This window comes from Echinicola sp. 20G, assembly GCF_015533855.1.
GTDB lineage: Bacteria > Bacteroidota > Bacteroidia > Cytophagales > Cyclobacteriaceae > Echinicola.
On record NZ_AP024154.1, the window covers coordinates 3,246,074 to 3,261,519 of the forward strand.

The window sequence follows — 15,446 nt, forward strand, 5'->3', positions numbered from 1 at the left end:
GGACAGCCTTTGTTTTGACTTTTACTTGTTAAGGGAATTATTTGATAATGATATCATATGGCATTCTGGCCATATTCCCTTTTAGCTTTTTCACCTTTTCAATTTGCTGATATAATTGATAAGTTTCTCCGAATCGGTAATTCATATATTTGGCTTCAATGTCGCTGCCAAACTCAGTCATAAGTTGTTCTAGAATATTTTTCTGCTTAGGGAAGTACAAGACACGGTAATTGTCTTCCAAATTGGCTTTTTCAGCAGCGATATTGATGGCATCATCAAGGCCACCAAGCACATCTACCAAGCCGTGTTTTTTTGCTTGCATGCCACTCCAAACTCTTCCAGAAGCCACTTCTAATACCGCTTCCTTGCTCATGGCCCTTCCATCCGCGACTCTTTGGATAAAAGTGTCATAACCATCTTCAATTTGAGTTTGGATAATGTTTTTCTCTACTTCAGTCAATTCCCTAGTTGGGTTCATAAAGTCGGAAAATTCACCTGTTTTGGCTACGTCAACAGTGATACCAAGCTTATTGTTAAGTAAACCTTTCGCATTGAACCACATGCCAAAAATTCCGATTGACCCGGTAATGGTATTTGGCTGTGCTACGATGGTGTCAGCCGGAGCTGAGATATAGTAGCCTCCAGAAGCTGCTACTGCCGACATGGAAGCGATTACAGGCTTTACTTTTCTTGCTTCATTCATTTCCCTCCAAATAACTTCAGAGGCCAATACAGAACCTCCTGGAGAATTTACTCGAAGCACAATGGCCTTGATGTCGTCATCCATTCTGGCTTTCTTGATTTCTTTGGCGAAAATTTCTGAGCTAATGACTCCTTCTGCCTCCCCGCTTACAATTTCTCCTTCAGCAATAATTACCGCAATACGATCGCCAGCTGTTAAATTTTTTGTTTTAGCGGTCTTATTGATATTAGTGACATTGACCGTGGAAATCTCTGAATTCTCTTCCAAGCCTAATTTTTCTCTTAACAAGTCTTTCACTTGATCATCATACCAAATTCCGTCTACCAAGCCTAAATCAACAGCATCCTGAGGTTTCCGCACCAACATCTGTTCGTTGATTTGCTTCAGTTTTGTGAGGTCTAAAGATCTGCTTTTGGCAATAGACTGAATGGCATAGTTGTTAAGGTCCCCAAGAAAAGCCTCTGTTTGAAGGCGGTTGGCTTCACTCATTTTGTCCAGAATGAAAGGTTCTACTGCACTTTTGTATTCTCCCACTCTGAATATCACTGGTTCAATTTCCAGTTTTTCTAACATTCCTTTGAAGAACAAGGCCTCTGAAGAAAGTCCATTGAACTCAAGGCCACCCATTGGGTTGAGGTAAATTTCACTGGCTGCAGAAGAAAGGAAATAACCTCCCTCACTGAATAATTCAGAGTAGGCCACCACAAATTTGCCAGAACTTTTGAAATCTTCAAGTTCGTTTCTTAGCTCAGTCAAAGCCGCAGGGTTTGCCATTACAGTTCCTGCCTGAAGATAAATACCTTTGATATTATCGTTGTCTTTGGCTGTCCTGATTGCTTTTTTCAAGTTGGTCAAACCAATTTTATAAGCAGAAGGGATGGGGCCGAATGAAGAAAGGTTCAAATTGTCTTCGGAAGTTCTTTCCACCAACATGATGTTTTCCAGGTTGATATGCAGAACAGTATTGTCTTTGATAGTGACTTTTTCTTCCGCAGTGGAAAGGGTGATCAGTCCGGCAAAGAAAAAGAAGCTGATGAGGGAAAAGATCATCAAGCCCACGATTACTGCCAAAACGTTACTTAAAAATTTCATGCTTAATTCTATTTTGTAAAGTCCGAAAATAATTCTTTTTTCTTACTTTCTGTTAGTTTTACGGCTGAAATTAGCGTAGTTAATAATGGAGCAAGTGGTATTATTGATAGGAGGGAATATAGGCGACCGATTTGGGCTGATTGCTCAGGCGGAAGCTTTGCTGACCGAGGAGTTTAAGGTTACGGGCAAATCATCCATCTATGAAACAGAAGCTTGGGGTGGAAGCTCTGAGGGTAATTATTTGAACAGGGCTTTGGTTTTGGAAGTGAAAAGAGAGGCAGAGGAACTTCTGGATATCACTCAGGGCATTGAGGATAGACTAGGGCGTACACGAGAGAAGAAGTGGGGAGATCGGACAATGGACATAGATATTATTTATTTCGGAGAGAACATTGTCGATACAGATCGACTGAAAGTGCCTCATCCATTTTTAGCAGAAAGAAGGTTTGTTCTTGAGCCCCTGGCTGAAGTTCTTCCCGACTTTGTTCATCCAATTTTTGGCAAGACCAATAATGAGCTTTTGAGGCTTTGCAAAGATGAAAGCAAAGTGGAGAGGCTGAAACCATAATATGGTAAGTTGATAGTATTTTGAAATACAAAATCAGGTTATTGGTTTACATAATTGATTATACATATATAAATTGAGCTATTTTTAATCTCTTTTTCCATATTTTTGATTTTATGTATAATTAATTGATTTTTATTTCTATGAAAAAGTCTCTTCTTTATTTAAGTTTACTTAGTTTTTTGCTGATATTCTCCTGTAACAATGGTGATGATGAAGATGATGAGCCTGCCATTACCGGGAGTGGGACCATAAGTTTGCAAGGTAGCGATACCGATAAGGTAGGCACTAGTTTGGTGGTTGGGAATGTTGCCTATGGTCGGGATGATTTGACAGGGTTGGAAGAATCCATCATCGTCGTAGATGAAGGAAGTACGATTACCGATACCGTTCACCCCAAAGACCCAATGAATACTTTTGTGATGGTGGTCAGCGATATTGCCATCTCAATGAGTATTATCAAAAACGGCACTAAATATGACTATACCTGTGCCATGGATGCATGTGGTGAAATTGATTTTGATGTGTCAGGTAAAAAGGCAGTGCTCGATAATACTATTGTGGTCAATGCTGAAACCAGTGAAGTATTGGTTATGGATGGTGTAATTACATGGTAATTGAAAGTGATTCATTTTAATAATTTTAGATTAATTACCTGATTTTTTTGTGATTTATCTCCATATTTTCCAAATTTGGAGCATTATGAAGTCGTAGTTTTTATAATCGGATCTTATAGCGCCTCATAGAGGACTTTTAGGCTGCTCTTTTAAGAGTGGTATTTTTAGTTATTTACCGAATATATATGACTTTAGTAAAAATCATCAAACATTTCAGAAAAGCCGTTAGTGGGACAGAAGAGGACTATACGGTAGGGAGTATTCGCAAAGCTATCTTTTACCTATCCATTCCAATGATTTTGGAAATGCTGATGGAGTCCCTCTTTGCGGTGGTTGATATCTTCTTTGTCGGCAAGCTTGGAGTGCAGGCAGTGGCTACTGTGGGATTGACAGAATCCGTATTGACGATAGTATATTCTGTGGCCATTGGTTTAAGTATGGCCGCCACAGCTGTAGTAGCCAGAAGAATAGGAGAAAAAAAGAAAAAAGCAGCATCGGAAGCAGCTTTTCAGGCGATTTGCATCTGCGCTGGTCTGGCAATTTCAGTAGGACTGTTAGGGCTAATCTTTGCCAAGGATTTATTGACCATCATGGGAGGGGAGCCAGATTTGGTCAATTCTGGTTACAAGTACACCCAAGTGATTTTTGCGGGTAATATCAGTGTAATGTTGTTGTTCCTGATCAATGGTGTTTTTCGGGGTGCGGGGAATGCAGTGATTGCCATGAGAACACTTTGGCTGGCCAATGGGATCAATATTGTATTGGATCCACTATTGATCTTTGGGATAGGCTTTATGCCTGAGCTAGGTTTGGAAGGTGCAGCATGGGCCACGACCATTGGAAGGTCAATAGGAGTACTCTATCAGTTTTCAGTGCTTTTAAGGGGAAAGTCTATTGTCAGTTTTCACTGGGAAGTTTTGCGTTTTAAGTGGAAAACTGTCAAAAATATATTAAAGATAGCAATAGGGGGAATGGGCCAGTTTCTGATTGAATCGGCCAGCTGGATCATATTGATGAGAATTGTCTCAGTAAGTGGGAGTGTAGCTTTAGCTGGATTTACCATTGCTATTAGGTTGATTATTTTTGCTTTGCTTCCTGCAATGGGTTTTTCCAATGCTGCAGCCACCTTGGTGGGGCAAAACTTGGGAGCTGGTCAGCCAGAGCGTGCAGAGCATTCGGCTTGGAAAGCAGCCCATTATACCGCTGTTTTCTTAGGAGTGTGGGGAGCTATTTTCTTTTTGGGAGGAGAAACCGTTATCGGTTGGTTCAATGATAATCCTGAGGTAGTAGCTGTTGGGGGAAATGGTTTGGGGATTATCTGTTTAGGTTATGTTTTCTTTGCCTACGGCATGGTGATGAGCCAATCCTTAAATGGAGCAGGAGATACTAAAACACCAACTATTATTAATATTTGTGTATTGTGGTTGTTTCAGTTACCACTGGCCTATGTGCTGTCAACATATTTTGGTTTAGGAGCGAATGGTGTTTTTATTGCCATTGCAGTTGGTCACTCCGTGCATGCCTTGGTCAGTGGGTGGATATTCAATAAGGGTAAATGGAAATTGGTGGAGGTTTAAAGGTGAGGCTTTGAGATTATAGTTTAAGATATGTTTAGCCTAAAAATCATAATAGAAAAGCAGGTTGAACCTCACGGCATTGCCTTTTACATTATTGTAGTCTACACGCCTGCCGTAAATGATTTCGGCGCCCAGTTTAGCACCTTCAATAAAATCCCAGAAAGTATTTGCCCTCCATGTCGTTCCTCTTCTAAATGCATTGTCTGGGTTGAATTCAAATTCTTCCGTTTGAACAATAGAATAAATAATATTAGAGGAAAGGCCTTCATACCATAAGTATTCATACCCTAGGTAACCACCCCATGAGAAAGGAACATGAGGGTTTTCGCCCTGATCAAGAATGACGTCAAGACCGTTATCGTTGAGGTCTTTTAAAAAGCTGGAGATGGCTTGTCCCCCTGCAATTTGGACGTGCCATTTACTGTTGGAAGTAATATTTCCATAAGAAGAGGAAGCTACCCCCCATCCAGGCCGGACAATGAGTTTGTTAGAGTCAGTCCTGGCGGAAAGCATGGGGATGATCCCAGAAACTTGTAGATAGCCCCATTGAAAGTTTTTATCTGCTTTTCCAGTAATATTGGGGATTAGCTGGAAGGTTTGAATGGTCAAGGAATCAGGTATCGATAAGTCAGGGATTAAATACTCCAATCCAAGAGAAATATTCATTCCATGTATAGGTTTCGGCAAACTGTATCGTAATTGTGGGGTTCGGGATCGAACTGAACCACTAGGGCCAGAGAAGTCGGCCGTTGCAGGCAATGCTGCCACTTGGGAAAACAAGCTCCAAGTTTGTCCAACCAAAAAGTTTTTGTATTGCCCATAAGCATGACGAATCCTAAAGCCGTTGGGACCGGCAAAATCTGTTTCAATTCTTGCAAAAAGGTTACCGGCACTGGTTTTACGTGTGACTTCAAAACCCATCCTAGTTTGATCTAGCCCATTGTAATAGTTTGGAAGCGGGTCATTATTGAGTCCCGTGGGAATATCATATGTCCTAAAGAAGTTTTTGTTAGAGAAATTCATTTCATCAAAGACGATCAGCATTCTAATCGATCCTATGATGCGCATTTCCATTTGTTTGTCAGGTGAAAGAATGAAAATCCCACGATTTTGGGCAATGTCCAACGGTGCATCTTCCACTTTTGAAGTAGTGTCTTTTCTAAGGGTATCGGCAGGGCTAATATTTTGCAGATTGACAGAGACTTGTTCATCTTGCGCAAGTACAGCCTTTGTGCCCAACAAGCAAATAATAAAAATCCATAAGACAATGCGCATAATTCAATCAATTAAACAATTCAATAAGCTTAAATAAAATCAATCTAACTTATAGTTTGGGGAATGCTTCTTGAAAATAGCAATAAAAATAAGTGCATGGTAAAAAAATCACTTCAAATTGAGGTTAATATGTTGATTTTTAGTTCATCTGCAGTTGTTCTATTTTAGAATAACTGACAAATATCTGGTGAGAAAATGAGCTTGTTGTCTAAAAAATAAGATTCATTTCAAGTTTTACTGATAGCAATAAAATGGCTAAAAGTTGTTAAACTGTCTCGAAAGGATTTAGAAGATACCCCGAATTTCCGAGACAGTTCAGAGGCTTATTTCGATTTCAATGCTTGTTGCTCAAAGTCTATTCCTTCCCAACTCGTTTGCATGAAACTGCGAATATTTTGATGCCCTGATCCATTTGGGTCTTGAAGGACATCAATTCTATAAAAATCTCCAAAAAGCTGAAGAGTTTGCTCTTTGTTTAGGTTTTGGATTTTGGCGAAGCTGAAGATTTTGCAAGAACCATTGTTTTGGCCGGCTTCATTTACGGTGTCACCATTGGTAAACCTTGTAGGAGAAAAAAGGTAATGCTCATCAATGTGGGCAATGGTTTCCTGAAAAGTAACTGCTTCAGGTGATTTCTGGATTTTTTCAATCAGCGTCATGTTGTCTGTAATTTTTGAGGCAAAAATAGGATATTGTTTTTTCTGCACAGCTCATTTTGAGAAGTTTTAACCAGATTGTATTGAGGTTGAAACAAAAAAGCCCTTTGCCAATTCATTGGCAAAGGGCTATAAGACCATTAAATTGTTATCAGGCTATTTTTTCAAGAAGTCTAACAAAAGCTTATCCAACTCCTTACGATGGGTAAGGTTCAGGCCATGTGGGGCATTTGGAATGACATGATACTCGTTATCAGCGATGCCTTTAGCGGCTTGATCGGCAGAAGTTTTGATGGGTACGATGTTATCAGCATCTCCATGAACAATCAATGTAGGTACTGTGACATTTTTTAGCTCAGCTCTAAAATCTGTTCCCGCCCAAGCTTCTGCGGCTTTTATGGTAGCAATAGGAGAGGCATGTGAAGCAATGGAGAAATCATATTCTAAATTGGCTTCAGACATCCGTCCCTTGTTTTCTTGATAATTATAGAAGTTCTTATGAAAGTCTTTCAAGAAACCAACTCGATTGCTTTTCAATGCTTCCATAATACTATTTAGAACCTCTGATGGCACTCCATCAGGATTATCTTCTTTTTTAGCCACCAAAGGGATGATTGATGCAATAAGTGCCGCTTTGGATATTCGCTCAGTACCATAATCTGTTAGATAGCGAACAACTTCTCCACCGCCCATACTGAAACCAACAATGGTGACCTTATGAAGATCTAGCTGTTGGATGATTGCATTTAAATCACTGGCCAAGGATGAATAGTCGTAACCATCAAGAGGATGGGAAGATAACCCAAAACCTCTTCTGTCATAGCTGATCACGCGATAACCAGCTTCCAACAGCGTTTGTACTTGGCCTTCCCATGCTTGATGGCTAAGCGGCCATCCATGAATCAAAATGACTGGTTGACCCTGTCCATAATCTTGATAATATATATCAATAGGTTGATTTCCTTTTTCATTCGTTAAAAATGGCATTGCAATTTGATTTATGTTCAAAGATTGGTTTGCTATTATTAACGAATTCAGAAAGGGCTTTGTTTGACTTGGGCCGAGGGGATTTACAAGAATTTCATCAATCAGTTATTGGTGTGGAGGAAATCACCATAGGGATATTTTTGAATGCAAATTTTAGCGATTGACTGACTTAAGTTCTAAAGATCCGTTTACATCTTGAGAGATGGAAGGTTGGCCGATATAATTCACTTCTGCTTTTCCATTTACATCGATATCCAATACCTCACTACATGCAATATCAAACTCTCCAGATCCATTTACATCAATATAGGTGGTTTTGCTTTGGAGGTTGAAATTGGATACTTCCATTTTTCCTTCGGCTATGAATGTTTGATGATTCACCGAACCTTCCAGTTCAACCTCTGATTTACCATACGAGGTAATGGTAAGCTCATTGAAATCAATAGTGCCTTCACAAGTGATTTCGCTATTGCCATCAATTTGAATTTCTACCAAGTCAGGCACAGCAACTACCACTGTTACCGGTTTAGTGTTATTAAGGCAATTTATTTTTCTTTCAAAACCTACTTGTAACTCGTCATTCTTCACTCGGTATTCCATCACATCCATTAAAGCTTGTTCAGCCAGGATAGTAACAGAAGGAGTAGTAGATTGGATAATTTTTAAATCAATTGGTCCGGTCAATTCTACTTTGTCGAAATCTTCTAAATTGGTTAGTTCATACTCACGGATGACTCCATCACCTTTGATGCATAAACGATTCTCATGACAAGAGAATAGAATAACTGAAATTATAATTGAGAAAACGATATTGAATTTCATACTTCCTTGGTTTTAATAATTTTTACGTTGCTGTAAATTATTGACACCAAGCTGGAGGGATACCCTGAGTGGAGTATTGAAAAAAATCAATTTATTTTCTCTATCGAACTTTGACGATCAAAGTCAAAGGGGATTTTATGAGGAAATATAGGCGCGAATTCCATCACACATGGCATTGGTAAGTTGATTTAACTCTTCCTGTGAAATCACAAAAGGAGGCATGGTGTAGATCAATTTGCCAAAAGGCCTGAGCCAAAGACTTCTGTCCAATAATTCTTTTTGAATCAAAGCTATGTCTACATTGTCTTTCATTTCTACCACACCGATTGCCCCCAGCACCCTTACTTCTTGCACAGCTTCTAATTCCTCCAATTCTGGTAAAGTTTCTTTAAGGTGTTTTTCGATTCTCTTAACATCGTCTTGCCACTGTTTCCCAAGTAATAATTTGATACTGGCAAGGGCCGTAGCGCAGGCCAGCGGGTTGCCCATGAAAGTCGGGCCATGCATAAAAACTCCAGGTGAGCCTGAGGAAATGGTCATGGCTACATCTGTAGAACAGAATGTGGCAGCAAAAGATAAATACCCGCCTGTCAAAGCTTTTCCGACGCACATGATATCAGGTGTGATTTGGGCATGCTCACAGGCAAATAGCTTTCCTGTTCGACCAAATCCCGTTGCTATTTCATCTGCAATCAAAAGGATGTTGTACTTTTCACAAAGGCGCTTGATTGCTTTTAAGTATTCAGGATGGTAAAACCGCATACCTCCTGCACCTTGAACGATGGGCTCAAGAATAAAGGCAGCAATTTCTTCTTGATGGGCCTTTAGGGTTTTTTCTACCTCATCTATTTCCCCCCGTAAAAGTGGTCCGTCAAATTTGGATTGTGGTGCGGGAAGGAAGATTTGTGGAGAAAGTCGGTTATTAAAAATACTGTGCATTCCGGTGACAGGATCGCAGACGGACATGTCATGCCAAGTGTCTCCATGATAACCGTTTCGCACAGTAATAAAACGGTTTTTACTGTTTTGTCCTTTAGAATGCCAGTATTGCAAGGCCATCTTCATGGAAACTTCCACAGCAACAGAACCTGAATCACTGTAAAAAACATGCTCAAGCCCTTCTGGTACAATTTGTAAAAGTAACTTTGTCAATTCAGCTGCAGGCTGGTGAGTAATGCCTCCAAACATCACATGAGCCATTTTATCCAGCTGGTTTTGAATGGCGTTGTTCAATTCAGGAACGTTATAGCCATGAATGGTTGACCACCAGCTTGACATACCATCTATGACTTTGGAGCCATCTTCCAATTCCAGAAAAACGCCTCTGGCGCTTTTGACCACAAGATTGTCTGTTTCTCTTGAGGCAGAAGTATAGGGGTGCCAGATATGTTTATTGTCGATAGATAGGATCTCTTGTTGGGTCATATGATGTGTTACTTATTGTTGCGTTTTTCCTCAACTTTTTCTACAATCCAAATAATCAGTTTGACCAATTTATCAAAGCCAATCACCAGGATCAAGGTAGCGACAAAAAGGATGAAACCGAGGCCTTTGTAATCTGTTATTGATAGTAAATGAATCAGGAAAAAAGTAGAAAAATGAATCATGGTTACTTTAATGGCATATACTTTCCCATTGTAATAAAGTGAAAGTAGAAGGGGGATTAAAAATCCCCCTTAAAATAAATTCTTAATTACAAATCAAGAGCAACTGATTTCAGTCTTAAGTCTTTTGTCTGATATTTTTTGTCTTAAACTATAGTCCAGAGACTTCTGCTTCTCGGTGGATTTTCTTCACCAAACCTTGAAGTACTTTTCCTGGTCCACATTCCACAAAGTCTAAGGCACCATCGGCCACCATGTTTTGTACAGATTGGGTCCATTTTACTGGAGCTGTCAGTTGTGCAATCAGGTTGTTTTTGATGGTTTCGATATCTGTTTCACCTTTGGTGCTTACGTTCTGATAAATAGGGCAAACAGGTTTGTTGAAGTTGGTGGAAGCAATGGCTTTTTCTAGCTTTTCTCTTGCAGGCTCCATTAGAGGAGAATGGAAAGCACCTCCTACAGGTAAAGGCAGAGCTCTTTTGGCACCCGCTTCTTTTGCTTTTTCACAAGCGATCTCGATCCCTTTATTGGAACCAGAGATCACCAACTGACCTGGGCAGTTATAGTTGGCTGCTACAACTACTTCCTCGTCAATACTGGCACAAATCTCTTCGACTTTCTCATCTTCTAGACCAAGGATGGCAGCCATGGTGGAAGGGTTGATTTCACAAGCTTCCTGCATGGCCAAAGCTCTTTGATAAACCAGTTTTAGTCCATCTTCAAATGACAAAGCGCCAGTAGCAACCAAGGCAGAAAGTTCTCCCAGAGAGTGACCCGCAGCCATGTCTGGATTAAAATCTGCAGTGGTTTTAGCCAGAATAACAGAGTGAAGGAATACAGCAGGCTGGGTTACTTTGGTTTGTTTTAGCTCTTCCGCAGTACCATTGAACATGATTTCGCTGATTTTGAAACCTAAAATCTCATCAGCCTGATCAAATAGCCTTTTGGCTTCATCATTGGTTTCATACAAATCTTTGCCCATTCCCGGAAATTGGGCCCCTTGACCGGGGAAAACATAAGCTTTCATTCGAATATTTTTTTGTTAAAGTCTCATCGATCAGCATTCTTTTTCATTCATTTTTTATGGAAACTAGTAAAAAGAAGCTTTGATGTAATTTCTTTCTTAAAGCCCACTTTCTAGTGAAAGATGGAAACTCAAAATTTCAATTCGTTAATTGTGGGCACAAATATACCAAAAAATAAAGCAATAAGGATAATGAAGTAAAATTGAAATTGTTACAGAAGGTACCCAGAGAACTTAACTTTTGGCTTAATTCTATTTAAAGTCTTCCTTGGAAAGAAATTTCATTTTATCCTCTTCAGTAGGAAAACGACAGGTTTCTCTTTTGCCAAACCATTTGTAGCGGTTACGGGCAATCCAGTTATAAATGGGGTCTCTAAGAAAAGTAGGGATGATGATAAAAGCATAAAAAAGGGGCCATAGCCCCTTTAATTTTTTTGCGATTTCCAAAGCAGCTCTGCTTTTATAGAAAACCTTTTCATCTCGAAGCAAAACTAACGAATCGAGGTAATCTTCATTTATTTCTTTACCCTTTAATAATTCTTTGCTAAGGTCGTCTTGAAGTGAAGCTAACTTGAAGCTGTTTTTTCTATCGCGCTGGATGATGAAGTCTACCGCTTGGTTACACAAGTTGCAGACTCCATCAAACAATACAATATCAAAATCGTGCTTTAACTTACTCATTTTATGATTTGAATGTGACCTTTGAGCTCTTCACTGCTGATGCTTTCATCATTGGTGTTGTAGAGCACAGAACCGGAATAGAAATACGTTCCCGCTGGTAAGTCATTTCCATTTTGGTCCTTACCATCCCAACGAATATAGAAGTCGTTTTCGTTTGAAGTGGCACTATTATATTCAAATACCAAAGCACCCCAGCGATTATAGATTTTGATTTCCACGGCTTCTACAAATCGAGGACATCTAGGGAATGGGTTGTCAAATGCCTGGAAGGTATCGTTAACGCCATCTCCATTAGGAGTAAATGCATTCGGTAATTCGTAGTTTGGACAGTTATCGATGCATACAATATTGCTGGGTTCACTTTCATTCCCGGATCGATCCACCGCTGTGATGTAGTAGCACCCTTTTAGCTCAAGTAAGCCAGTAATTCTTGTGTCAGTTTCTAAAGCACTTACCGTTGCCACTTGTTCGAAACTGCCCTCAGCACTAGTTTCTGAGAAATAAATCCTATAGCTACCTAGCTCATCGTCACAATCACCTGTAAAGTTCGGCTCCCAGCTTAAGTCATGGTAGAAGTTGTCAAAATTACAAGGTTTATCAGCAAGAAACTCCTCGCAGTTTGGTCCATCATAAGTCAGCACAGGAGGGCAAGGAAGCCTATTGTCGTCGGGTCTTGCACAGATAATTTGGGATTTGTTTTCTAAAGGATAAGTCAATAAATCCACATTATAAGCTCCTTTGGTAATGACATAATAGCAATATTCTGTATCTCTACTCAGTGGGACACCATTGTGGCTACCATCATCCAAAAAGGTAAAACCACTTGTGGTGACATCTACTTCTGCTATCAACTCAAATGTATCTGCATCGCTTGCATCAGGGTCTGTCCTATTTCGGTAAACTTCATGGGTATATTGTGCGATACGGTTGTTCCATGGCACGTTAAACTCCCAGTTAAGTTCAATGGCTTCATTGATAATGGTTGGCTGTAACCAAACAGATGAGGCCATGCTAGATGTGTCAATCCTGATTCCGCCATCCAAAAGGACTACTTCATAATTGAATACAAGACTCTCTGTATTCAATCCCGTATCTGTAAACAAAGTGTCACTTGTTGTGGTGACAGTAGTGGCGTTTTCATTTCCTGTAAAGCCCTCTGAGCGGATCAACTGATATTGATATGGGCCAGGGAATTGTTGGGTATCGATGTCATATGGAGGTGTCCACTTGATAAACATTTCACCATTACTAGGGTCTGTTTCTTCCACACTTACATTGGTAATAATAGGCACATCAACATCAATGGTGATACAGAACTCTTCTGAAACAATACTTTCCCCACCTCTTGGTTGAGGATAAGAAGCAACCAGTCTATAACAGTAAGTGTTGCCAGGGGAAAGGCCTTCTCCTCCATTATCATCAAGGAAGTTGAAGGTGTTCATGTCCGTCGTTCCTATGAGCTCGTAGCCATCCCGGATACCCGTTTCACAAGAATCAGGTTCGTAAGGATTGCTGTTGACACTTCTCCAAATTTGGATGCTTTCTGCACTGTTCCCACAAGAATAAGGATCCCAAGTGATATCCGCCGTTCTGCCAGGCATTTGTTCTACTGCTTGTATGACTGGAGGTGGGCCTACTACCTTAATGTTCCAGGTCTTGATATCCACCAAAGCCGGACCAGATTCAGGATCATCCGTAATTCGTAATCTTACTTGGTATTCTCTTGCTCTCACGTGGCTACATACGGTTTGCCAGTCGAAATTAACGATACCAGGAGATGATTGGTAAGTAGCAACTGGGTCATAGCTGGCTGGTGAGGAAGAAATTTCGATTGGGTCTCCAAAAACTTCAATCTTAATATCGTCTCCATCCGGATCACTGCCTTGGATAATCTCTTCAATGTTTGTTCCAGCTACCACACATAAATCTGGTGGAACAAGCAATACAGGCCTTTGGTTGTCAGAGTTCTCAATAATGATCTGCATGTCTCTGACCACATAGCCTATTTTCTGGTATTCCCCATTGATTTTCCGCCATTCCTCAATATGAAAGGCAACATTGTACTGTCCCGCGATGCCTGGGGCGTCCCAAACCAAATCTCCAGTAAGAGGATCCATGGAGATAAAAGGGTTTGGAGAACCGTCTTCTCTATTAAAGCTGAACTCATTGGAAGCAGGGCTTCTGTAATTGTTTACAGGTCTTTGGTAACCTTGTAAAGGTACAATGTCATCAAATCTGTATGCAATACTATCTCCGTCAGGATCATAGGCTCCAGGGTTATGGATGTACCTAGTGTTTATCTGGCCATTGTCAACAGGGGGGATGGTAAGTACTGGTGAATTGTTGACACCAATAAATGGGTCAATGGTTATCATGGTTTCGATGTAGAAAGGGGTTTCCACAGAATTGTCCATGTTCAGGGTAAGGTCATTTCTGTTATATTCTAAAAAGCGAATGGTGTATTGCCCTGGTCCTTGATAGGTATGGGTAATGACAAAAACGTTCTTCTCAATTTGGTTCCCCAAAGACTCTACTGTGCTAAAATCACTTTCTGTATTCAGGTTTTCTACCACCCTGCCGTCACCAAATTCGATTTGTCCTGGCCCAAAAACTACTGACGAGCGTGTGTCAGTATAGCCTACTACAGTAATTCGGTAAGTGAGTGACTGTACCGATATTCTTTCTGCGATGATTTCGCCTGCCCGGATGTGTGTGGCCAATGTCTCTTGAAGTCCTAGGAAGAAAAGGCACAGGGAGAACAAGAGAAAAGCTTTACATTTCATATATCTCATAAGTTTTTACCACTTTCATCCAGATCAACCAAACTTTCTGGATGAATTACTTAAAAATTTTCAGTATTTATACTTAATATTTAGCCAAGTAAGTTAGCTAGGTTTTTTCTCAATTATTAAATATATACGAATTAAAGTTAAGGAAGTGTACCATATTATTGAAATACAACTGAAAATTTAAGTGACAAGCGATCAAAAAGTTTTAAAAATAGCCAAAAAGCCCTTTTCTGGTATTATTTAGAACGCTTTAAAATAAGACCAATACGTAGGGATAGATTGTTTGATAAATTTTCGGCATGTAAATTTGTTGACCAAATCGATAATTTAAAAAAACGATCTACACAAAATAAAGAGAAAAATTTATGAGTTGGGTAACCAAAACCTTTAGTAGCACTTTGGGACGAAAGTTGCTAATGGCCCTGACAGGGTTATTCCTGATCCTATTTTTGATAGGACACGTCTCGGGAAATATGCTTTTATTCAAAGATGACGGTGGACAGGCATTCAATGAATATGCCAAGTTTATGACTACCAATCCAGCAGTGAAAATCCTTTCTTACCTCACTTACATTTCCATTATTGGACACGTGATTTTCGCGATCGTGTTATCAGTAAGAAACAAAAAGGCAAGACCAGTAAATTATGCTGAGGCGAAATCAGGTACTAATAGCAGTTGGAATTCAAGAAATATGGGTATTCTGGGTACTATTGTGCTAATCTTTATTGTGGTTCACCTTCAAAACTTTTGGGCACAAATGCACTGGGGAGGAATTCCAACAGTAACCTATGAAAGTGGAGAGTACAAGGACCTTTATGCAGTGGTCAACCTCGCCTTTTCTAACATTGGTTTGGTGGCACTCTATGTAGTGGCTATGGCTTTCTTAGCATTTCACTTGAACCACGGTTTTGCCAGTGCATTCCAGACTTTGGGCCTTAATCACAAGAAGTACACCCCAGCAATCCAGTTTATCGGAAGTGCATTTTCTATCATTGTTCCGGCGATATTTGCTTCCATGCCCATCTTCATTTATTTCTCATCCTTGAATTAATA

13 protein-coding genes are annotated in these 15,446 nt (G+C 40.0%); 4 read left to right on the plus strand and 9 right to left on the minus strand.

All coding sequences use genetic code 11. The features are described from left to right. Positions 1-37 precede the first annotated feature (37 nt). A complete protein-coding gene (gene sppA / locus JL001_RS13340; protein WP_200976728.1) occupies positions 38-1,795 on the minus strand; it encodes a signal peptide peptidase SppA in 1,758 nt (585 codons plus the stop codon). A gap of 85 nt (positions 1,796-1,880) precedes the next feature. Between sppA and folK the strand changes: the two genes are divergently transcribed. From folK to JL001_RS13355, 3 genes are all read left to right on the plus strand, one after another. After that, positions 1,881-2,363, plus strand: coding sequence for a 2-amino-4-hydroxy-6-hydroxymethyldihydropteridine diphosphokinase (gene folK / locus JL001_RS13345; protein WP_200976730.1), 483 nt, complete (start codon positions 1,881-1,883; stop codon positions 2,361-2,363). Between the two features lie 140 nt (positions 2,364-2,503). Beyond that, positions 2,504-2,977 (plus strand): hypothetical protein, encoded by a 474-nt coding sequence (locus tag JL001_RS13350; RefSeq protein WP_200976731.1) that lies wholly within the window; start codon positions 2,504-2,506, stop codon positions 2,975-2,977. Positions 2,978-3,162: 185 nt separating this feature from the next. Next, on the plus strand, positions 3,163-4,554 hold the full coding sequence (locus JL001_RS13355) for an MATE family efflux transporter (RefSeq protein WP_200976733.1): 1,392 nt from the start codon (positions 3,163-3,165) through the stop codon (positions 4,552-4,554). A gap of 39 nt (positions 4,555-4,593) precedes the next feature. Here JL001_RS13355 and JL001_RS13360 read toward each other — a convergent pair whose 3' ends face one another. From JL001_RS13360 to JL001_RS13395, 8 genes are all read right to left on the minus strand, one after another. Continuing rightward, entirely contained in the window at positions 4,594-5,829 is a 1,236-nt protein-coding gene (locus JL001_RS13360) for a DcaP family trimeric outer membrane transporter (RefSeq protein ID WP_200976735.1), read from the minus strand. A gap of 323 nt (positions 5,830-6,152) precedes the next feature. Beyond that, entirely contained in the window at positions 6,153-6,488 is a 336-nt protein-coding gene (locus JL001_RS13365; protein ID WP_200976737.1) for a HopJ type III effector protein, read from the minus strand. Positions 6,489-6,641: 153 nt separating this feature from the next. Beyond that, a complete protein-coding gene (locus JL001_RS13370; protein WP_200976739.1) occupies positions 6,642-7,472 on the minus strand; it encodes an alpha/beta fold hydrolase in 831 nt (276 codons plus the stop codon). 153 nt (positions 7,473-7,625) lie between these two features. Next, a complete protein-coding gene (locus JL001_RS13375; protein WP_200976741.1) occupies positions 7,626-8,294 on the minus strand; it encodes a head GIN domain-containing protein in 669 nt (222 codons plus the stop codon). A gap of 135 nt (positions 8,295-8,429) precedes the next feature. After that, the gene (bioA, locus tag JL001_RS13380) at positions 8,430-9,719 is read right to left on the minus strand and encodes an adenosylmethionine--8-amino-7-oxononanoate transaminase (RefSeq protein ID WP_200976742.1); all 1,290 of its coding nucleotides are present in this window, start codon (positions 9,717-9,719) and stop codon (positions 8,430-8,432) included. Positions 9,720-10,049: 330 nt separating this feature from the next. After that, positions 10,050-10,925, minus strand: a complete 876-nt coding sequence (gene fabD / locus JL001_RS13385; protein ID WP_200976744.1) for an ACP S-malonyltransferase — start codon at positions 10,923-10,925, stop codon at positions 10,050-10,052. A gap of 249 nt (positions 10,926-11,174) precedes the next feature. Beyond that, positions 11,175-11,603 carry a thiol-disulfide oxidoreductase DCC family protein gene (locus tag JL001_RS13390; protein WP_200976746.1) on the minus strand — a complete coding sequence of 143 codons (429 nt, stop codon included), beginning with the start codon at positions 11,601-11,603 and terminating at the stop codon, positions 11,175-11,177. After that, on the minus strand, positions 11,600-14,386 hold the full coding sequence (locus tag JL001_RS13395; protein ID WP_200976748.1) for a gliding motility-associated C-terminal domain-containing protein: 2,787 nt from the start codon (positions 14,384-14,386) through the stop codon (positions 11,600-11,602). Before JL001_RS13395 ends, JL001_RS13390 begins: the two co-directional genes overlap by 4 nt. A 371-nt stretch (positions 14,387-14,757) precedes the next feature. Here JL001_RS13395 and JL001_RS13400 point away from each other — a divergent pair, with 371 nt between their 5' ends. Then, a complete protein-coding gene (locus JL001_RS13400; protein WP_200976750.1) occupies positions 14,758-15,444 on the plus strand; it encodes a succinate dehydrogenase cytochrome b subunit in 687 nt (228 codons plus the stop codon). The last annotated feature ends 2 nt before the right edge of the window (positions 15,445-15,446 follow it).

Bases quoted from the DNA above. Each gene is read 5' to 3' on its own strand.
- folK (WP_200976730.1), top strand. From the start codon at position 1,881: ATGGAGCAAGTGGTATTATTGATAGGAGGGAATATAGGCGACCGATTT.
- JL001_RS13365 (WP_200976737.1), bottom strand. From the start codon at position 6,488: ATGACGCTGATTGAAAAAATCCAGAAATCACCTGAAGCAGTTACTTTT.
- JL001_RS13370 (WP_200976739.1), bottom strand. From the start codon at position 7,472: ATGCCATTTTTAACGAATGAAAAAGGAAATCAACCTATTGATATATAT.
- bioA (WP_200976742.1), bottom strand. From the start codon at position 9,719: ATGACCCAACAAGAGATCCTATCTATCGACAATAAACATATCTGGCAC.
- sppA (WP_200976728.1), bottom strand. From the start codon at position 1,795: ATGAAATTTTTAAGTAACGTTTTGGCAGTAATCGTGGGCTTGATGATC.
- JL001_RS13355 (WP_200976733.1), top strand. From the start codon at position 3,163: ATGACTTTAGTAAAAATCATCAAACATTTCAGAAAAGCCGTTAGTGGG.
- JL001_RS13395 (WP_200976748.1), bottom strand. From the start codon at position 14,386: ATGAAATGTAAAGCTTTTCTCTTGTTCTCCCTGTGCCTTTTCTTCCTA.
- JL001_RS13390 (WP_200976746.1), bottom strand. From the start codon at position 11,603: ATGAGTAAGTTAAAGCACGATTTTGATATTGTATTGTTTGATGGAGTC.
- JL001_RS13360 (WP_200976735.1), bottom strand. From the start codon at position 5,829: ATGCGCATTGTCTTATGGATTTTTATTATTTGCTTGTTGGGCACAAAG.
- fabD (WP_200976744.1), bottom strand. From the start codon at position 10,925: ATGAAAGCTTATGTTTTCCCCGGTCAAGGGGCCCAATTTCCGGGAATG.
- JL001_RS13375 (WP_200976741.1), bottom strand. From the start codon at position 8,294: ATGAAATTCAATATCGTTTTCTCAATTATAATTTCAGTTATTCTATTC.
- JL001_RS13350 (WP_200976731.1), top strand. From the start codon at position 2,504: ATGAAAAAGTCTCTTCTTTATTTAAGTTTACTTAGTTTTTTGCTGATA.
- JL001_RS13400 (WP_200976750.1), top strand. From the start codon at position 14,758: ATGAGTTGGGTAACCAAAACCTTTAGTAGCACTTTGGGACGAAAGTTG.